The organism is Nostoc sp. (assembly GCF_036916575.1).
Classification (GTDB): Bacteria; Cyanobacteriota; Cyanobacteriia; order Cyanobacteriales; family Nostocaceae; genus Nostoc.
Genome location: NZ_JBALGC010000037.1, coordinates 50,854 through 70,984, shown reverse-complemented (window position 1 = coordinate 70,984; position 20,131 = coordinate 50,854). Strand labels below are relative to the sequence as shown.

Sequence of the window (20,131 nt, the reverse complement as noted above, 5' to 3'; positions counted from 1 at the left end):
AGCAATCGAGTCTTTGTCAGAAATGCTTAAAGGTTGTCCTCTTACAAGGGAAAATGAGTATTTCAGCAAAGAGATTCGCCAACTTCTATATGGTCAAAGTCGTAATTCATACCGGATTATTTTCACTATTGTTGAGAATTGTGAAGTGTCCACAGTTCGCATTTTGCACATTCGGCACGCCGCGCAACAAACATTAGGTGAAAATTAGGAATCTGATGAAGTCTAAAACTATGCTGCACTAAATCTAAAAGGATCGGAAGTTAGTTTACAGGTTGCTACAACTACAAATCAGGTTTGCGATCGCTCGAACTAATTTAGCTGGTTCCACAGGTTTGGTGATATGCTGCCCAAATCCGGCAGCAATTGCCTGTTGATAATCAACCTCTGCTGCGTAAGCTGTCAGGGCGATGGCTGGAATTTGTCCTCCATCCTCTGGTAACATGGCTCTGATTTGACGCATCAGCATATAGCCGTCTACTTCCGGCATTCCGATGTCGCTTAACAGCAGATTTGGCTGGAACTGAGGCATAACTTGTAGTGCTTCCAAAGCAGATGCAGCCTGGATTACTACCGCGCCAGACTGCTCCAAAATGAAAGCAATTAACTCTCGCGTATCCCGCTCATCATCCACAATCAGAATCCTCACCCCATTTAGATCAGGCGAATCATCAGGTTGTCGAGCAATTTGGTGGCTATTTAGATGAATCTTCATCAGTGGTAGCATGACTGTAAAGGTTGCTCCCTGTTCTTCACCCAAACTTTCTGCCTGAACTGTGCCGCCATGTAGTTCTACAATGTGACGAACAATAGCTAATCCTAATCCCAGTCCCCCGAATTTCCTGGTAGTTGCACCGTCAGCTTGTCGAAAGTAATCAAAGACATAGGGTAGAAAATCTGGGCTAATTCCCTTACCTGTATCACTAACTCGAAGTTGAACCTGAGAACCAAGTGATTGTAAACTGATTTCTACCTGTCCACCTTGGGGGGTAAACTTAATAGCATTGGAAAGTAAATTCCAGATAACTTGCTGTAAGCGACCTGAATCACCGATTACTAGAAATTTTGGATCGCCGCTTTGGTGCGTTTCCAGCGCAACTAGGATTTGGGATTTTAGATTGTCAGGTTGCTCGTTGAAATCGATAGATTCTAAATTTCTATGAGGATTTTCTAATCCAAAATCTAAAATCGTAAATCGCAAATTGATAAATTTGGCTTCAGCGGCTAGACGTATAGTTTCTATTGCTGCTGCGATCACAGTTTCCAAATTCACAGGAGCAATATTCAGGCTGAGTTTACCTTGCAAAATGCGAGAGACATCCAGCAAATCTTCAATTAGTTGCGTCTGAAGCTTGGCATTGCGCTCAATTGTTTCCAGGGCACGAGTGGTAGTTGCTTGATCATACTTTTTAGTTTGCAGTAACTTCGACCATCCCAAGATTGGGTTTAGCGGTGTGCGAAGTTCGTGGGAAAGAACCGCCAAAAATTCATCTTTGATCCGGTTAGCTTGGACTAATTGCTCTTTTTGCTGCTGTAACGAAGCCATCAACTGAGCGCGTTCCAGAGCAACCGCCACTTGATCGGAGGTTGCTTGTAATAGGGCAATTTCTCCAGAAGTGAAGTGGGTACGGGTGCGACTGGCAAAGGAGAGGACACCAAGCAGCTTTCCCTGAGCAATTAACGGTTGACCGGCATAGGCTGTAATTCCCAAAGCCTGGAGGATGTCGGCATTTGGATGAGTAGAGTGTAGCAGATCATTGACGACAATTTGATGGCGTTTTTGCGCTACTAGTCCGCATATCCCTTGATTAAATTCCAGGTATTCAATTGCTTGAAAGACTTCATCGGTAATGCCGGTCCAACCTACTAATCGAAGTTTCTGCTTATTTTCGTGTGTATCAATTAGATAGTGAAAGTAAAAATGCAAATCCATCTGCGCCGAGAGTTTGCTGAACAAGCTGTTCATTAAATCCAAGGGGCGCTCAGTTGAAAGCAAATCGCTGGTTGTTTCAGAGAGCAGCTTGAGTCGTTCAGTACGCTCTTGCAAGGCAAGTTCTGCAAGCTGGCGTTCACGAAGGGCGCGTTCGCGTTCGGTGATGTCAACTGCAACCCCTCCTACCAGGCGTTGCCCAGAGACATCGGCAATGGGAAACTTATATACCAAAAATTCCCCTAAGGTACCATCTGTGCGTGGGACAGACTCGATCGTTTCAACAACCTGATTCGTCTCGGCAACCATTCTAATGTTATCGAGGAGGGGTTGAGCGATTTGATCTGGGTATAGGTCAAAAATGTTTTTATTAATCGCCTTATTTGTTGCTAAATCGAATGTGCTCAGATAAGTTGGACTGAGGTAAAGTACACGTCCGTCTGCATTCGTAATCCATGCTGCGGCTGGAATATTGTCCATAAAAGCTTGAAATTGCTCTTGACTCTGACTCAGCGCTTTTTTAGCTTGTTTGAGATCACTAATATCCAGAATGAATGCGACTGATTTGTGCCGAGATTCTCCTAACAGAGAGTAGCCAACTACAATTGGGACAATGGAACCATCCTTGCGAATACATTCCTTCTCATAGGGAGTACAGGTTCCCTTCGCTCTTGCCTCGGCAATAGCCAGTTCATCTAAATATTGGTACTCAGGGGGCGTGATCTCAGTCCAGCATAGTCTGCCTGCCTGGATATCTTCCAGGGTATAGCCGACAATTCGCAAGAACTCGTCATTGGCTTCAGTGATACCACCATTCACATCACCAAAGAGAATGCCAACTACATTCGCTTTCACAAAACTCCTGAGGCGTTCCTCACTTGCTTGAACTGCTTTCTGAGCCTGCTTGCGATCGCTGATATCTGTAGTACTGCCAACTAAGCGTACTGGTTTTCCATCAGCATCTCGCTGCACCACTATCCCCTGATCCAGTACGTGGACATACTGATTATGTTTGTTGCGAATGCGATACTCAGCAGAATAGCGATCGCCATTTACCAAAGCGATCGCCGCCTCTTGTACACGCTGCAAATCCTCTGGATGCACAAGTTGACGCCACCAATTACCAGTTGGTTGGGCAATGTCGAGGGAATAGCCCAAAATTCGGGTTAACCCCTCGGTTCTTTCAACGGTATCTTGCTCTAAATTCCAGTCATAAATCAAACAGTTGACCGCAGCAGATGCTAACTCAAAACGCTCGTTAGCTAACCTCAGGCGTTCCTCTTTCTCCCGCAAAATTTGTTCTACTTGCTTGCGTTCGCTGATGTCACGGAAGAAAATGTCAAGACCATCCTCACAAGGGTAGGCGTGAATCTCCAGCCACAGGTCATACTTGGACGGGAAGTAGTAATGATGCTCGAAGTGGACGGGAATCTGTTCTGCCATCGCCCGTCGGTACTGATGTTCTACATTAGTGCCTACTGATAGGGGCCATTCCTCCCAGTACGACTTCCCGATAACCTCTGTCCTGGGTTTGCCGTTTATTCGCCCTGCTTCGGCATTTTGGTAGATGATTCGCCAATCCTGGTCTAAAGTAATAAATGCATCACTCATGTTTTCCAGAGTGCGTGTGTTCCGATCATTGGCTTGCTGTAATGCTGCTTTTGCTTGTTTGCGTTCACTCAAATCAACAACGAAGCCAATGACTGTTTCTTGAGTGTCTCCCACAAGCACAGAACCAAGCAGAACGGGAATGCGATCGCCATTTTTACAAATGTATTCCTTCTCAAAGGGCTTACATACTCCGGTCGTTCTAAGTTCTTCCACTGAACTCTCACTCAAAAGAAGATACTCAGGTGGGGTGATCTCACGCCATTTCATTTGGTTAGCGGACAAATCTTCTGGCGTATAGCCAACCATCTTCAAAAAAGCATCATTGGCTTCCATGATTGAGCCGTTGTTGATATCAGTTACAATCACCCCAATGATGTTGGATTCTGCCAGTCGGCTAAACCGCATTTCGCTATTTTGCAACAACTTTAGACTTGTCTCTGCTTTGCGTCTAGCAGTTCGCAACTCTGAGGAGAGTGCAGTAATTAACAAGGATACTAATGAGAACGTGGTTAATCTTACCAAGACATTCGGGTTGAGGAAACCGAATGAGTAGACTGGCTCGATCAAAAAATAAAGCGCAGTTGTAATAGACAGGGCGATCGCTAGTACTCCAAGTCCCATGCCACCATACCAGGCACTAATTGCCACAGCAGCATAAAATAATGTAAATACGCTCGGATCGAAGACTGGCAACAACAGTCGCGTCAGCAGCAGCGCCGCTATGACCGCCAGAATCATCACACCATAGTTTAGTAACCAAGAGCGTATCATCAAAATTTTTCCGGGTACTTTCACGATCATCTTAGGAGTCCTGCCGTTGCTTTGCTTTTGGAAGATACTCGTTCAGTAGTCTTTTGCCTGGTTCGCCCATCTTCTGTAACATTTCTTCAATTAGCTTTAGTGCCATCTGTGAAGGCACTGTAGATCCGTTCTCCCAGCGGTTGACTGTTCGTAGGGAAACTCCTAAGTTGGCTGCAAACTTTTCCTGAGAGAGATCGAGTTGCTGCCGAAGTTCACGGATTAAATCTGAAATTTTTAGTGGTTTTTCTAGTTCCATAATAGGAAGAGTAGGACAGATGTCTCGCCATTTGTCTCCAGCTTGAGAAAGAATTTGAACAGTCATCAGTTGTGATCAATTTCATCTTTTGGCGCATACCGATATCAGTTATCAGCCGTCATTGTTTACTCTTCACTGATTTCAGTCCCTCACCATACTTCAGATAATTGTTCACTATTTTCAGGTGATGCCACAAAAACTTGCTAATAGAAAAGAACTGGAGCAGGGATCTATAAAATAAACATTAAATTTTGTTGGTATGTGATGCAGAAATAGTATTATATTAAGCGCTTTGTTAATGTTAAAGGATCATACACCGCCAAAAATTTATGGATGGTGCATTACATTCCCATGCTTCGCAACTTACCTGCTTAATATTTTATTAAGATATCCTAAATACATAAGTTTTATTCAATACTTTGTATTTATAACTTTTTATCGCTAATATTTGGTAAAACTATCTGAAATGATTCTCAAAATATGTAGTTAATTTTACTTCTCAGCTAAGAGGCCAATGGCAAAGCTGTAAAGCTATGATAAGATTTAAATAAAATTTTTGTCTGATCCATATCACTGTTTTGATTAATCAACACTCCGAAAACCTTTTAAACACTCAACTGGAAAATGTACCAGGTAAAGACTATATATTTAGCTGGTTTGATTGGTTTTGTCTTTGGTATCCTCCAGGCTGGCTAATTTTATTCAACCGCCATTGGCAGCACTATCACATCGATCCAGAAGGTTGGAATTGGCCAGAATATGGATTATTTTTAATTCCTGGCGGATTTTATCTGGCGCTGCTGAGTCGTTGGTTGCGTCTTGGTTTTCGTTCACCTGGAAAAGAAGTTGGTGAATTTGATCCTAAATATCAACAAGCTTTTCGTCAAGAAGTTCTCGGCCCCATCGTTAAATACTATTTTCGTGGAGAATTGCAACAAGTCGAAAACTTGCCGCTAACAGGGCCATTGATTGTAGCAATGAATCACGCAGGGATGTGTTTTCCTTGGGATTTTTTGACTTTGGGTTATTTATTAAGTGAAGCTAGAGGATGGGTGATACAACCTGTAGCAAGTCCAGCACTATTTGAGCATCCTTGGGTGATTTGGTGGCTACCATCTAAATGGTCGCAGGTTTTAGGTGGTGTGCGAGCCGAATTAGATGATTTTGAAACAGCTATCGCCCAAGGTAAAATTCTCTTATATGCACCCGAAGGTATCCGCGGCCCTCTGAAAGGTTGGAAAAGACGCTATCAACTGGAAAAGTTTGATGTGAGTTTTATTAAGTTGAGCGATCGCTATCAAATTCCCATTCTCCCAGTAGTTTGCATCGGTAGTGAATTTTTACATCCTTGGGCTATTAATTTCCAGAAATTGCAACGACTAGTCAAATTACCATTCTTGCCTTTTTCGCCTTTAATGCTTGTCTTAATTCTGTTTCCTTCAATGGGAATTTGGGCAATGAGAACTCGGCTGCGTTACTTTATTCAGCCTTTGGAACCAGCAGAATTATACAACTATTCAAACAAAGAGCGTACAGTAGCTTATCGGCAGGCACAACAATTACGGGAAAAACTGCAAATTAAAATTAATCAGTTTTTGAGAAGAATTTAATATTACATGTGAATTCAAGTCAATCTTTTGTATATAAATATTGCTATTTCAGCGTGCTTTAATATCAGAAAACTTTATGAGATAATTTAATTTTAGCTGTGTTTTGCTTGATAAAGCACTAGAGTTTCTTCTTTTTAATACTATTATTTATGATTATGTAAAAGTCTTATATTTATTATAGGTAGGATTGTCAACAAAACCCTGTACAAAGTTGTACTATTTTGTCCAGGGTTGTCTATTATTCTATATGCTTAGGACAAGCTCCCGTTGTTAACAAACTCATGCCCCGTTTGCCAGAGTGCTGTAGCTGAAAGAGCTATCTGCAAAGATAAATTTCTCAAAGCCAGTTGTGGACAAGGTAATGGAGTTTCCATTGTTGTTGAAACTAATGTTGGCAGAATTAAGGGTATTGCCAGAAATAACACCAGATACGATCAGTTCAGAGCGCTTGAAAGCGCCCAAATCCAGGGTGTCAAAACCTTTACCGCCATCAACAGTTGCTTCCCCGAATCCTTTCAAGTAGTCATTCCCTGTGCCCAAATCAATGGTCAACCCGCCACCGATAGAGACTTTCTGTTGAACTCCAGCTACGATACTGGTGGCAATAATTTCGTCATTGCCATTGCCAGTGTTGATGGTTCCTTTTCCATAAATGCCATAGGCAGTGCCACCAATTGTGGTTGTTGCCTGTCCGGTAAGTCTGTCATAATCATTGCCAGTATCAATCACTCCATCATTAAAGATGCCATAGGCTGTGGCGTTTTCTCCTGAGCTATTCCCATAACCGGTAATCGTGTCTTTGCCTGACCCTGTAGTGATAGTGGCGTCTTTAATGTTCTGGATGCCAGTCCCAGCACCAGCTTCGCCGTAGCCGACGTCGCCCTTGCCGCCCTTGCCGCCAGTACCGATGCCGTTGATAGTGTCTTCTCCATCTCCAGTATTCAAATTGCCACTGTTAGCGATGCCTATGCCAGTACCGCCGTAGCCGCCGTCGCCTTCGTAGCTTTTCTGGCCGCCGTTGCCGCCAGTACCGGTGCCGTTAATAGTGTCTTTTCCGTCCCCAGTATTCAAATTGCCACTGTTAGCGATGCCAGTGCCAGTACCGCCGTAGCCGCCGTAGCCGACGAAGCCGCGACCGTCGCTGCCGTTGCCGCCAGTACCGGTGCCGTTGATAGTGTCTTCTTGGTCTCCGGTATTCAAATTGCCACTGTTAGCAATGCCAGTGCCAGTACCGCCGTAGCTGTAGCCGATGTCGTAGATGTAGCCGATGCCGTAACCGCTCTTACCACCAGTACCAGTGCCGATGATCATGTTTTTTCCATCCCCTGCATTCAGTTTGCCACTGTTAGTGATGCCAGTGCCAGTACCGCCGTCGCCGCCCATGCCCAGGTACTTCTCGCCCTCACCGCCGTTGCCACCGTCGCCGCCAGTACCAATGCCATAGATAATGTCTTCTTGGTTCCCTGTATTCAGACTGCCACTGTTAGCAATGCCAGTGGCAGTACCACCGTCCTCACCCTCGCCGCCGTCGCCGCTGTCGTCGCCGCCGTTGCCACCCTTACCGCCAGTACCGATGCCAGAAATAATGGCTTCTTGGTACCCTGTATTCAGATTGCCACTGTTAGCAATTCCAGTGCCCTTGCTACCCTTGCCACCCTTGCCTCCAATGTAGTTGCTGTTGTACCTGTCGTCGCTGTAGGCGTTGCCGCCGTCGCCGCCAGTACCGATACCAGAAATAGTGTCTTCTTGGTTCCCTGCATTCAGTTTGCCACTGTTAGCAATGCCAGTGCCAGTACCGCCGTTACTGCCGTTACCGTCGTTGCCGCCAGTACCACTGCTGCCAATATTGCCAACACCCGTGCCCTCAATGGTGTCCTTTCCTGAGCCTGTATTAATCAAACCTGGAGTTAAAATATCAATTCCAATTGCTACAGATGCATTTAACTCTTCCCCTACTATTTTGTCCGCATTGGCGGTGCCAGTGAAATTGGGTGGAATGGTTAGTCTAGCCATAATCAAAATCCTCTCAATGTAGCTTAGTACGGTTAATTTGCTGATTCAAAGTTCACAGAAATAAAATGCACATACATCAAGTTGTAAAATGCATTATTGCTGTATGTTTATCTGGGTAAAAGAATATACTTTTCTCAATCACTCAATATGTGTTAGTGATCGCAGATTTAAAAAAACTGAGGTATTTTATGATGTCCAGAGAATATCTGCGAACACATCTTTTTTGTCCGAAGTCCAAATTTGCTATCTGCTTAGTAACATCTTAATAAGCGGATAGCAAATAAGTTAAAAAGATTTATTTGTATAAAAAAACACCTATAATTTGAAATTATATTATATTGAGCAAAAAGTCTGCATTTCAGTAAACGTATGTAAAGTCAATACTTTTTTTTCAATGATTTTTGGGGGATTTTTTGAAAACGCCGATTTTAGTAAATTTGCATTTATCATTTTTTGCCATCAAAAAAGATTAGAAATTTGAATATAAAATCAAAGGTTATAGGACACCGATTCAGTAAAGGACTTCCAAGGAATAAATTACTCGACAAAAATCAAGAGTCCACATTTAAGAGGTTTTACTACGCAAAACTGTCCCTCTCCGACGGGCGAGAGGGACAGACTTGAACTTCAGTTCAAGGCAGGGAGAAGTTCGTCGAGGTCATGTTAAACAATAATTCTTTCTTTAGAACTGCTCCTCCTCCCCTGCTTCAAGAGCTCACCTCAACAGATAACTTTGTTAACCAAACCGTATTGTCTTATACCCCTACTGGCTGTCTGACTTGCGATTTCACGGCTTCAACAATGGCATCTGCATCAATTTTGGCAGCATGGAGCAGTTCTTCTGGAGTGCCGGAACCTGGCATATCAAGCACTGCCAACTTAATTAACCGCAGTTGAGGCCCATTGTAAGTAGGAATACTACTAGTACCAGCAAAGGCATCAAGTACAGCTGCACCTAGTCCGCCTTCTATCCAGTGGTCTTCAACAACGACTAAATTTCCCTTGGTATCGCGTGCAGCTTGATGAAGTGTCTCTACATCAATGGGTTTGACCGAGTAGACATCTATGATCCGCACCGTAATGCCTTCGTTTTTGAGACGATCGCTAGCCTTAAGTGCTTCATATAAAGTAATACCAGCGGCAATCACAGTGGCTTGATCTTGCTCGGAACTACGGATTACTTTGCTACCACCAATGGGAAATTCTTCATCAGAGCCATAGATTACAGGTGTGCTTTCCCTGGTGGTGCGGAGGTAAACAATGCCATTGCGATCGCTCATTTGCGCCACTAGTTTAGCCGTCTGATTGCCATCACTGGGATATAATACAGTACTACTCCACACCGCCCGGAAGGCTGCTAAGTCCTCCAGTGCCATCTGTGAAGGGCCATCCTGACCAATGGATACCCCAGCATGAGAACCCACTAATTTAATGTTGGCGCGAGAGATAGCTGCCATCCGTACAAAGTCGTAACCTCTACTCAAGAAGGCTGCGAAGCTGGAAGCAAAGGGTTTATATTTTCGTACCTGCAAACCCACCGCTGCTGCAATCAGTTGTTGTTCAGCAATGTACATCTCAAAGTAGCGCTCAGGATAGGCTTTGGCAAAATCTTCGGCGTAAGTGGAATTACTCACCTCACCATCAAGGACAACTACATCGGGTTGAGCGGCTCCCAATGCCACTAAAGCGTCACCATATGCTTTACGTGTTGCGACCTTTGCACCTTTCTCATAAGTGGGAAGTTGCAGGGATTGAGGATTGCCTGTTGCAGCAGGTTGGCTTTGTTCTTCGGGTTTGTTGACTTGAATTATCATCTGGCGTTCACCACCTAACTCAGTGATCGCCTCTTTCTCTTGGTCGGGTTTGAATGCTTTACCATGCCAACCACCTATATCTTCCACAGAAGCCACACCTTTGCCTTTCTTCGTACGGGCGATAATTACCGTGGGGCGATCGTTGATGCTCAAAGCAGTGCTAAAGGCTTGGTCAATCTCTGTCAAGTTGTGACCATCAATTTCAATTGCGTGCCAGCCAAAGCCTCTAGCACGTGCAGCATAGGCTTGTGTGTTCCAACCCAGTTCAGTCTCACCGCGTTGCCCTAGTCGATTGACATCGATAATGGCGATCAGATTGTCTAGTTTGGAGTGTGAAGCATGATCAAAAGCCTCCCATACAGATCCCTCAGCTGTTTCGCTATCACCCAGCAATACCCAGACATGGTATGGAAGTTGATCTAGATATTTACCTGCTAAAGCCACCCCCACACCAATTGGTAATCCTTGTCCCAATGAGCCAGTCGCCACATCAACCCAAGGTAAAACTGGTGTGGGATGTCCTTGTAGACGGCTGCCAAATTGCCGTAGCGACAATAACTCCTCATCAGTAATTGCCCCTCCTGCTTTATACATGGCATAGAGCAGAGGTGCAGCGTGTCCTTTAGAGAGAAGGAAATGATCGTTATTAGGGTTGTGTGGATTATCAAAGTCGTAGCGGAGATATTTGGAGAGTAAAACCGCCATCAGATCAGCGGCTGACATGGACGAGGTAGGATGACCCGAACCAGCAACGGTTGTAGCGCGAATACTATCAATACGCAACTGTTGTGCTAGTTCATGCCATTGGTCTAGTTGCTCCTGTGTGGTCATAGTAATATTCCTAAATGAAAATCAAGGGTATTGTAGCGAATCCTTTGTTTCATCACTCGTGTTTTGGCTAAACTTGGCTTACCGAAAAAATGCTAATACGCTCTAGGTAAAAAGAAAAATTATTCTTTTTTAATTTGACTTTGTTATGAATAGTGTCTTTTTTAACCCGAAGCAGACACAAATCCAACTAAACACTTGTTCAAAGATTTCTTTCAATATCCCTAAGTTTACTTTAGATAGTAAGAGCTACAGTGGCTTCTTTCTAATGGAATAACTCAGCTTTATTTCTTAAGGTATACAAGACTAATTCCACTCGATTCAGAATTTTCTTTCTTGAACAACAAAAAAATCGAGATTACAACGAGAGAAAAAAGTCGTTTCTGTTTAAAATAGTTAAATTTTATTGACAAGTAATGGCTGAATAACATAATTCATTTTTCTATAAAAATTCACTTTTAGTCAGCGATAGCTCTTATTATATGCAGCTAAATGCTCTTTAGCGGATTACACTCATCGAAATTACTGTTTTCAATCAAATCAATTTAGTAATTATTAAATTGATTTTTCCATAACGAAGTTTATCAGCTTTTGATCTCTACGTTCTACCTCTTGCTGTTTCACAACAATAAAATTCTGGTTTTCAAAAAAAGGTTTAGCTGTAATACTGGCTTCTGTAAATAACTTTTCAATTTTTAAAACCTTTGCTTTTAATTCAAGCTGTTCTAAGATTTTCTTACCAATCCCTTTTCTTTGAAAATCTTGATGACAGTAAAAACGGTCAATATGGCCATTAGCTTCTAATTCCCCAAAACCAATAATTTTGCCCTGTTCCTCTGCTACATAAGTAAACTTACTTCCTAAATCTTTAATCCAAACATCAATATCCATATTTGCTGGTGCCCAAGCATCTACTTGTTCTTCTGTATAATCATGAATATTCACCTCATGAACAGTGTCATAGAACAATTTCATAATTTCTTCGGTATCAGCTATTTCGTATATTCTTAATATCATTAGGAAGGTAATTAATGACTAATAACTCTACTAGAAGTAACCCTCTTCCATCACTTTGGTGAAATAAAAATCTCAGGCAACTTTTAAACCTCATACAGCACTTGGGTTTAGAGCTTTATTTTCTAACATTATGGTGAAAATCATGTATTGTGCCTGAAACTCTTGCCTAACAAGGATTATATGTTTTTACTTTGGTGAAAGTGATGAAAGAGGGGTAACGCTCTTCCATCACTCTGGTCAAAGAAAAATCTTAGCTCACTTCTAAACAAGAGACAGAAACTGGGTTTGAACCTTTATTTTCTAACATTATGGCTAGAATCATCTATTTTGTCTAAAAGCCTTACGTAGTAAGGATTATTGTTTTATTCTCTGGTAAAAGTGATTAAAGAGCGGTAAGTAGGTCGGCAGAATAAAACCAAACTATGTTAACAAAACTGAACGAGGCTAAAACCCTCTTCCCTCGTGCCTTATCCCAACGACAAATATTTACGCCCACCTACTTATTATCAGCGCTAGCGGGACTACTTCAGCTTTCGAGTGCAGTCCTTTCCACTTATACAGCAGAATTGATCAGATTAAATCTCATATACACAATTTTTATAGTACAAATATACTGTTTTACTGCTAAAATGCCTTAAAAGTCAGCTAGCCTTGCTTGAGGTAGTATGAAAAAAATCCCAGACACGGACAAAAAGCCCACTTTGCTCAAAGTTTCGCTGTTGCAGCCTACAGCTGTAACTACTGCGATAGTGCCACTGCAACCCCAAGATGAAAAAATCATCAGTGAACGGGAGCGTTTTATAGCACAAGTCGAACGCATCAATCAGATGGCAGGAGAGTTAGAAGCAGCGATATTAGAGTTGAAAGCGATCGCCAACACACTTAATACTCAAAAACGTTACCCAGTTCTAAAATACAAAAATATTTTTATTTGGCAGTCAATTAGCGTCCCTTGGGTGAAACCAAAGCCAGACGAGTCATTTATTCTGACGACGCGAAGAGTTGATTTATTCCGAGCAGAAAGAGAAGCAACGCTATTAGCACGGCAACTTCGTCAGCAAACCAAAAAAAGATTAGCATCGCAGCGACACAGAAAAAATAAAAGTGGGGCTGAGGCTGACACAAAACGCTTCCTTAAAAAGGTATTAGTCAACAAATCTTAATAATTATCAACATTCAATGGCAGCTGACCCATGAGATTGTAACAGTTATGCTAATTGAAGTGGCAGAAGGAACTTCTTCCTCAAAATTGCTAGATACCACACTGCCATTGCTAATTGCCACCAACTGTGGTTGCAAATAGGCAAAGCTGCCCTAATATTTGCACTTCCGTAAAACCAGGTGCAACATCAGGGATAATCAATCAGCGCACAGAAGAGGTAAAAAAGGTGTTAAAGACACTTTTAGTGATTGCCGTTGGTTTTTTACCGTCCCTGTTTTCCCTGTGGATGATCCGCAAAAACTTTGTGCGATCGCGCTTACGGATGAGGCAAGCAGCGATGAATTTTCCAATGGTGCAGGGACGGCACAACATTAGACCTGTTGAAGGCGATCGCTATTATTTAGAAGGGGTGGGTTACCTGATTGGCGACATCAGCTGCAAATTTAATGCCCGATCTGGCTATATCCGCTGTGCTGTCAATCCTGAGGGCCCATGTAACGGTTGCCGTCACTATGAACCTAAGGGATTAGCTGGTAGTGAAAAAAGCGTTTAAGAGTCCTTACTTAGTACTCAACTAAACTGACAAAGCGACTTTATAGCACATTCCCAAATTAACCAAGGAATGATAAAATCATTACTAATTATAATAATTCGTATTTACAAACACTTTGAATATTTGTCTTTGCATGGTGAAATAAGAATGATTTAATAGAATTCGTGTAAAAGCGTAAATCTGCGTTACTTTGTTTCCAGATTATAAACTTTACTATTAGCTTTTGCCGAATATCTAATAACTACATGATTATTTAACGATGAACAACGCGATCGCTCGGACAACAGCATTATTATCAACTTGGGCTTTGCTACTAACAGGCTGTGGTAGTGGCACTAGCACTGTGAGAAATTCTCCAAATAATAGTCCAAATAGTACCCCAAATAATACTGCAACCGATACGGCAGCGACAACGGGTACATTGTCGGGTGCTATTCCCATCGGTATTGGCGTTGCCCAAACTAGCAATGTAGCATTACTAGGTCAAGAACAAGTTGCTGGAGCCAAACTTGCCGAGAAGTATTTTAATAGTAAAGGTGGTGTCAACGGGACTCCAATTAAATTGGTGTTTCAAGATACTAGCGGTGATGAAGCAGGGACAATTAACGCTTTTCAAACTCTAATTAACAAAGATAAAGTTATTGGGATTGTGGGCCCAACTTTGTCACAGCAAGCTTTTAGTGCTGACCCGATTGCCGAACGTGCAAAAGTACCAATTATTGGGCCATCGAATACTGCTAAAAACATTCCCGAAATTGGTGATTACGTTGCTCGTGTTTCTGCACCAGTTTCCATCGTCGCGCCTAATTCGGTGAAAGCTGCACTTAAGCAGAACCCCCAACTTAAAAAAGTCGCAGTTTTTTATGCTCAAAATGATTCATATAGCAAGTCGGAAACGGAAATTTTTCAGCAAACAGTTAAGGATCAAGGGCTGGAATTGGTAACAGTACAAAAGTTCCAAACCAGTGATACAGATTTTCAAAGCCAAGCTACCAATGCGATTAATCTCAAACCAGATTTGATCATTATTTCTGGTTTAGCTGCTGATGGTGGTAATTTAGTCCGACAATTGCGGGAACTGGGTTATAAAGGCTTAATTGTTGGTGGAAATGGTTTAAATACATCGAATATATTGCCAGTTTGTAAGGCACTTTGTGATGGTGTGTTGATTGCTCAAGCCTACAGTCCAGAACATCCAGGTGAAATTAACACGGCATTTCATAAAGCCTATACTGACGAATACAAAAAAGAGCCACCCCAATTTAGCGCCCAAGCTTTTACAGCAGTGCAGGTTTATGTCGAAGCACTCCAAGCTTTAGATAAAAAGAGCAAAGTCAACAAATTACAGCTACCAGAATTGCGGACAGAATTAAACAAACAGATACTTGTCGGAACATACAATACACCATTGGGTGAAATTAGTTTTACTCCCATAGGTGAAGTTGTGCAAAAAGATTTCTATGTAGCCCAAATCAAGATGGCAAAAGACGGGAGCCAGGGTAAATTTACATTTATAAAATAGTTGCTACATGAATATCAATCTGTTTTTGCAGCAATTATTAAATGGGTTATCCATCGGTAGCGTTTATGCAATTTTTGCCTTAGGATATACCTTAGTTTATTCGATTTTGGGCATCATTAATTTAGCTCATGGCGCGATTTTTACCTTGGGTGCATATTTCACTTATGCACTCATGGGTGGTAACTTTGGGTTTAACGGCTTGTTGGCTAATGCAGCCCTGCCGATAAAATTACCATTTGCTATATCCTTAATATTAGGAAGTACCTTGGCGGGATTAGTAGGGATAGTGATGGAACGCGTTGCTTTTCAACCCTTACGGCGTCAAGGATCTGACCCTCTACTAACTGTTGTTTCTAGCTTGGGGGTAGCAGTGGTAATTGTGAATTTAATCCAGTATTTAGTAGGCGCAGAAAGTTATACATACCCCGCAAATACTTACGGAAATTTGCCACCAGCTATTAACTTTGGTAGTCCAGAAAACCCAATTCCTATTCGCAGTGTTCAGGTGGTAATTTTTGGTGTATCAGTTGTGATTGTGGCAATTCTTACCTATTTTATCAATCGAACTAAATATGGTAAGGCAATGCAGGCGATCGCAGAAGATCCAACCACAGCTAGTTTGTTAGGAATTAATAGCGATCGCTTTATCATCCTAACATTCTTCATCAGCAGTTTTTTAGCAGGATTAGCAGGAACTTTAGTCGCCTCTAGTGTTAGTATTGCAGGGCCATATTTCGGCATTGCTTTTGGGTTGCGCGGTTTAGCGGTAATTGTCTTAGGTGGTTTGGGTAGTATTCCCGGTGCAGTATTAGGAGGTTTGTTAATTGGACTAGTAGAGGCGTTTGTACCCGCTGAATACTCTGGATATAAAGACGCAGTAGCCTTTGGAATTTTGTTTATCATGCTATTAGTTAGACCCCAAGGTTTACTGGGACGGCGGTTTATTCAGAAAGTGTAGTAAGAGGAAGTTAGGAGTTAATAGTTAGGAATTATAAGTTTAAATCTTCTTAAATCCCAACTCATAACTCATAACTCATAACTCATAACTCATAACTTAAAAAATGGCTGATTTTTTTGCTACTTACGGTTCTTTAATTGTCTCTATGGTATTGGGGACCCTACTAGGATTATCGCTTTATTTACCGCTAATGACAGGGCAATTGTCTTTAGCTAGTCCGGGATTTTATGCTTTGGGTGGGTATATTGCAGCAATTCTCTCCACAAAAGTTTTGACATCTAGTAGTAGTTTATATCCCATTCCATTATTATTATTGGAGATATTAATTGCTGGTGTAATTTCTGGTTTATTAGGTGTAGTAGTGGGAATTCCAGCATTGAGATTACGAGGAATTTATTTAGCGATCGCTACTATTGCTTTTGTAGAAGTTCTGCGCGTCATCTCTCTCAATCTGGATATTACAGGCGGTGCTGTTGGGATTTTTGGCATTCCTCAACCTTTCCAAACACAACTTGAATATTTATGGATTGCCCTCCCTTTACTATTAATTAGTATGGTGCTACTTTATCGTTTAGAACGCATCCGTGTCGGCAGGGCTTTTATCGCTATCCGTGAAGATGAATTAGCTGCGGGTGCAATGGGAATTGATCCGACTTATTACAAAGTTTTGGCGTTTACACTAGGGGCTATACTTGCAGGGGTTGTAGGTGCAATTAGCGCCCACTTCCTTAATACCTGGAATGCTCGTCAAGGGACTTTTGATGCCAGTATTATATATTTAACTTTTGTTTTGATTGGTGGTTCAAGAACTTTCTTAGGATCGGTAGTTGGAGGTATTGTATTTACAGCTTTACCAGAGATTCTGCGAAGCCTAGCTGATACTGGTGGTTTACCTAATTGGTTAGCACAATTTTTGCGAGATGGGAGATTAATTATTTTTGGTTTACTAATAGTAGTAGGTACAATCTTTTTCCCCCAAGGGCTAATTACTCCAGATATTTTTCAAAGACGCAAAATCCAAAAGTGAACTATTCATAATAATATGTAAAAATGTCACATAGTATTCCAGCACCTAATAACAGTATTGTCTTAGAAGCAAGAGCATTGACTCGCCGCTTTGGTGGTCTAGTGGCGGTAAATAATGTATCTTTTAGTGTAAATAAACATGAGATTTTTGGACTGATTGGCCCAAATGGTGCTGGCAAAACAACACTGTTTAATTTGATTACTGCTTTCATTCCACCTTCTAGCGGTCAATTAATTTATCAAGGTACAGAAATTTTTCAACTGCGTCCTCATCAAATTGCTGCTTTAGGAATAGCTCGTACCTTCCAAAATATTCGCTTGTTTGGGGAATTATCGGCATTAGAAAATGTGATAATTGCCCGACATTTACACACTAAAAGTAATATGATCACAGGAGTTTTGGGATTACCACCAGCGCCTAATGAAGAACTTAAAACTAAGCAAAAAGCTTTAGATTTATTGGATTTAGTGGGATTGAGCGATCGCGCTGAAGAAAAAGCTAAAAACTTTGCCTACGGCGATCAGCGTCGGCTAGAAATTGCCCGCGCTTTAGCATTAAAACCGCAAATCTTACTTCTTGACGAACCAGCGGCGGGGATGAACCCCAACGAAAAGCAGCAACTCAGTGCATTTATTCGCAGCCTGCGCGATCGCTTTAATTTGACGATCATCCTGATAGAACATCATGTACCCTTAGTGATGGGTTTGTGCGATCGCATTGCGGTATTAGATTTCGGTCAATTAATTGCTTTGGGTGAACCATCTGTAGTCAGAAATAATCCAGCGGTGATTGAGGCTTATTTAGGCAATGAATGATTATCTGTCTCAAATTACAAAACCTGTTGCAATTCCTCAATATTATTTGCAGTTACAACATTCCGTAAAATTATCTTCAAACGCTCTAAATCATTAATTTGGTTGATTTGTGACATTAACTGTAACCCGTTATCACCGAATTTCAACTCTAAATTAATTTCAATACTAGAAAGTATTCCTCGCAGTTCCCCGCGTGCTTCCCCGCGTGCTTCTCCGCGTGCTTCTCCTTCACGTAAAATTTCCTGATACCAAGGTGACTCACGTAATACAGTCATATCCCACCTCATGATTTCTCGAATTAGGGCACTCTCTAAAACAAACGTAGCAAAAAAAGCTAAGACTGTTTCCAGTTGGTTTAGTTGTTCATCAGCACGGAGAATTTGCAATGCTTCTCTAATAGTAGATTCATTTTCACCACCTTTAAGAATAGGTACAAACGGCAGTAATGATGGTAAAGGTTGTTCAAAAGCAATGTTGACATCGACTTCCCACATATTAATTACCCGATAATCTTGTATTGCCCGTAATCCAGCAATATTTGATGTAAAGCTTGTGGGTATTTCGTTGTTGCCAGTTTTAAGAATGTTGATGAGAACGGGGTATGTTGGTAAGTTATATTTTTCTTCTGCAAGTGCACCGTATGCACGCATCCGACGTGGCATTTTGGATTGATAGCGTAATTGCAATTCGTTGAGAAGCAGAAATTCTCCGTGCTGAGGACTTGTGACACGGATTAATACATCACTTTCTCGGCTAATCCACTGAAATTCACTGGTGAGAATTTCCCCAGCAACGAGATCAGGAATCTGGGTTACCCATCTTACCCAGTTGTCAGGTGCGAGACTGATTAATTTTTTGGTGCCGACATCGGCAGGTTTTGCCATCAGGGTGTAGATGCTCTCAAGAAGTGAGATTTATCGTAACTTGAAGTGTGGCATTACATCTAAAGAATGTTTATTAAGTAAGCTTTTACCTGCTTTATTTGTCTGCAATGTTAATAACAGCTAGTGATGGGGTTTTGCGATCGCAAGTTATTAAGAATGAGTTATAAAAAAATTTGGGCGATGCCTACGGTGGTCACTGAAAACTGCTATAGGTGATATCTCCAGTAAGCTTTGCTGTTTTCATGCGCGGAGCGCTGTACGTCATACTAACCTATGATTAATAATAACTTTTATCATTATCACTAACTATGACAATTATCCTGACGCCCAAAGAGGAGCGAGAACTGTGGGCAGAAGCTAAACTGAACAGCCTACAAAACCCAGAGCCTAATGAATTTATTTATCAAGTACCCAAGCAACTGGGCAAAGGATATATGCGAGATATTGAGGTGTATCCCCATCTCTGGCTTTCAATTAGTGACTCTGAATATCACGATGATGTATTGGAGGAAGTTCCTGAATATAATCATCCTCTGCAATTTGGTGTCGGTCTTTTAGGAGTTAACACAGACGATACACTGATCTCTGGTGCTGGCGTTCAACGCTCATGGATTTTCAAGACTCCAAAATATCAACGGTTTGTGGGCTTTGATATTCATATGCCACCTTCGCTATTGGCAACCTTTTTCCCGACAGAGGGCGGCGAAATTCCTTCCCAGTTCAGCTTACTGGCCAAAGGTGATGATTGGCAGACAATGCTACACCCCAAAAAGACTGCTGCTATCCACTCTGTGGCAGAGCAAATCATTAACTGTCCTTATCAAGGAATCACCAAGCGGATGTATTTGCAGGTGAGAGTGCTGGAACTGATCAGGTTGCAGTTAACTCCGATAATTACTGATCAAGGTGGACTGCAACCACAACCACGATTTAGAGCCGGAACTCTTGAGCGGATATACCAGGCAAGAGAAATTTTACTCTCCCGGCTAGAAAATCCACCATCATTATTAGAATTAGCACAACTTGTGGGAATAAGCGATCGCACTCTTCAACGTGGTTTTCAGCGACTCTTTGGTACTACCGTATTTGGTTACTTGACAGATAAACGCATGGAGCGAGCAAAATGCTGGCTCAGAGAAGGAAATCGCACAGTGCTAGAGGTGGCAATTATGACTGGTTACTCCAATCCCACACACTTTAGTGTTGCTTTTAAACGTAAGTTTGGTATCTCTCCGAGTCAGTGTTTGTTGGGAAAAAAGTCTGTTTAACGATAATTAGGGACTTCTTAATTACGAATTACGAATTATTCTAGTCAGTGTTTATTGCCAGAAAA

The 20,131-nt window shown here is 41.9% G+C and carries 14 protein-coding genes; 8 read left to right on the top strand and 6 right to left on the bottom strand.

Annotated features, from left to right (window positions below):
- Positions 1-265: 265 nt before the first annotated feature.
- Positions 266-4,339, bottom strand: coding sequence for a PAS domain S-box protein (locus V7L29_RS09620; protein ID WP_334735297.1), 4,074 nt, complete (start codon positions 4,337-4,339; stop codon positions 266-268).
- Position 4,340: 1 nt separating this feature from the next.
- A complete protein-coding gene (locus tag V7L29_RS09615; RefSeq protein WP_334693723.1) occupies positions 4,341-4,661 on the bottom strand; it encodes a helix-turn-helix domain-containing protein in 321 nt (106 codons plus the stop codon).
- A 512-nt stretch (positions 4,662-5,173) separates the two neighbouring features.
- Here V7L29_RS09615 and V7L29_RS09610 point away from each other — a divergent pair.
- Positions 5,174-6,205, top strand: a complete 1,032-nt coding sequence (locus V7L29_RS09610; RefSeq protein WP_334735296.1) for a 1-acyl-sn-glycerol-3-phosphate acyltransferase — start codon at positions 5,174-5,176, stop codon at positions 6,203-6,205.
- 279 nt (positions 6,206-6,484) lie between these two features.
- Here V7L29_RS09610 and V7L29_RS09605 read toward each other — a convergent pair whose 3' ends face one another.
- From V7L29_RS09605 to V7L29_RS09595, 3 genes are all read right to left on the bottom strand, one after another.
- Positions 6,485-8,218, bottom strand: coding sequence for a hypothetical protein (locus V7L29_RS09605; RefSeq protein WP_334735295.1), 1,734 nt, complete (start codon positions 8,216-8,218; stop codon positions 6,485-6,487).
- Between the two features lie 755 nt (positions 8,219-8,973).
- Positions 8,974-10,863 (bottom strand): transketolase, encoded by a 1,890-nt coding sequence (locus V7L29_RS09600; protein WP_334735294.1) that lies wholly within the window; start codon positions 10,861-10,863, stop codon positions 8,974-8,976.
- Positions 10,864-11,415: 552 nt separating this feature from the next.
- The gene (locus tag V7L29_RS09595) at positions 11,416-11,877 is read right to left on the bottom strand and encodes a GNAT family N-acetyltransferase (protein ID WP_334735293.1); all 462 of its coding nucleotides are present in this window, start codon (positions 11,875-11,877) and stop codon (positions 11,416-11,418) included.
- Between the two features lie 665 nt (positions 11,878-12,542).
- Here V7L29_RS09595 and V7L29_RS09590 point away from each other — a divergent pair.
- The 6 genes from V7L29_RS09590 (at position 12,543) to V7L29_RS09565 (ending at position 17,914) form a co-directional block, all read left to right on the top strand.
- On the top strand, positions 12,543-13,040 hold the full coding sequence (locus V7L29_RS09590; protein WP_334735292.1) for a hypothetical protein: 498 nt from the start codon (positions 12,543-12,545) through the stop codon (positions 13,038-13,040).
- A gap of 225 nt (positions 13,041-13,265) precedes the next feature.
- Positions 13,266-13,592: a DUF6464 family protein gene (locus tag V7L29_RS09585; protein WP_334688994.1), complete on the top strand. Its 327-nt coding sequence runs from the start codon at positions 13,266-13,268 to the stop codon at positions 13,590-13,592.
- A 259-nt stretch (positions 13,593-13,851) separates the two neighbouring features.
- Positions 13,852-15,114, top strand: a complete 1,263-nt coding sequence (locus V7L29_RS09580) for an ABC transporter substrate-binding protein (protein WP_334688995.1) — start codon at positions 13,852-13,854, stop codon at positions 15,112-15,114.
- Positions 15,115-15,121: 7 nt separating this feature from the next.
- Positions 15,122-16,072, top strand: coding sequence for a branched-chain amino acid ABC transporter permease (locus tag V7L29_RS09575; RefSeq protein ID WP_334688996.1), 951 nt, complete (start codon positions 15,122-15,124; stop codon positions 16,070-16,072).
- Positions 16,073-16,175: 103 nt separating this feature from the next.
- Positions 16,176-17,099 (top strand): branched-chain amino acid ABC transporter permease, encoded by a 924-nt coding sequence (locus tag V7L29_RS09570; protein WP_334735291.1) that lies wholly within the window; start codon positions 16,176-16,178, stop codon positions 17,097-17,099.
- Between the two features lie 23 nt (positions 17,100-17,122).
- On the top strand, positions 17,123-17,914 hold the full coding sequence (locus V7L29_RS09565; protein WP_334688998.1) for an ABC transporter ATP-binding protein: 792 nt from the start codon (positions 17,123-17,125) through the stop codon (positions 17,912-17,914).
- 14 nt (positions 17,915-17,928) lie between these two features.
- Here V7L29_RS09565 and V7L29_RS09560 read toward each other — a convergent pair whose 3' ends face one another.
- On the bottom strand, positions 17,929-18,798 hold the full coding sequence (locus V7L29_RS09560; RefSeq protein WP_334688999.1) for an Rpn family recombination-promoting nuclease/putative transposase: 870 nt from the start codon (positions 18,796-18,798) through the stop codon (positions 17,929-17,931).
- 308 nt (positions 18,799-19,106) lie between these two features.
- On the opposite strand from V7L29_RS09560, the gene V7L29_RS09555 reads away from it, so the two are divergent.
- Positions 19,107-20,066: an AraC family transcriptional regulator gene (locus V7L29_RS09555; RefSeq protein WP_334689000.1), complete on the top strand. Its 960-nt coding sequence runs from the start codon at positions 19,107-19,109 to the stop codon at positions 20,064-20,066.
- The last annotated feature ends 65 nt before the right edge of the window (positions 20,067-20,131 follow it).

Bases quoted from the DNA above. Each gene is read 5' to 3' on its own strand.
- V7L29_RS09600 (WP_334735294.1), bottom strand. From the start codon at position 10,863: ATGACCACACAGGAGCAACTAGACCAATGGCATGAACTAGCACAACAG.
- V7L29_RS09575 (WP_334688996.1), top strand. From the start codon at position 15,122: ATGAATATCAATCTGTTTTTGCAGCAATTATTAAATGGGTTATCCATC.
- V7L29_RS09570 (WP_334735291.1), top strand. From the start codon at position 16,176: ATGGCTGATTTTTTTGCTACTTACGGTTCTTTAATTGTCTCTATGGTA.
- V7L29_RS09595 (WP_334735293.1), bottom strand. From the start codon at position 11,877: ATGATATTAAGAATATACGAAATAGCTGATACCGAAGAAATTATGAAA.
- V7L29_RS09555 (WP_334689000.1), top strand. From the start codon at position 19,107: ATGACAATTATCCTGACGCCCAAAGAGGAGCGAGAACTGTGGGCAGAA.
- V7L29_RS09560 (WP_334688999.1), bottom strand. From the start codon at position 18,798: ATGGCAAAACCTGCCGATGTCGGCACCAAAAAATTAATCAGTCTCGCA.
- V7L29_RS09605 (WP_334735295.1), bottom strand. From the start codon at position 8,218: ATGGCTAGACTAACCATTCCACCCAATTTCACTGGCACCGCCAATGCG.
- V7L29_RS09580 (WP_334688995.1), top strand. From the start codon at position 13,852: ATGAACAACGCGATCGCTCGGACAACAGCATTATTATCAACTTGGGCT.
- V7L29_RS09620 (WP_334735297.1), bottom strand. From the start codon at position 4,339: ATGATCGTGAAAGTACCCGGAAAAATTTTGATGATACGCTCTTGGTTA.
- V7L29_RS09565 (WP_334688998.1), top strand. From the start codon at position 17,123: ATGTCACATAGTATTCCAGCACCTAATAACAGTATTGTCTTAGAAGCA.
- V7L29_RS09615 (WP_334693723.1), bottom strand. From the start codon at position 4,661: ATGACTGTTCAAATTCTTTCTCAAGCTGGAGACAAATGGCGAGACATC.
- V7L29_RS09590 (WP_334735292.1), top strand. From the start codon at position 12,543: ATGAAAAAAATCCCAGACACGGACAAAAAGCCCACTTTGCTCAAAGTT.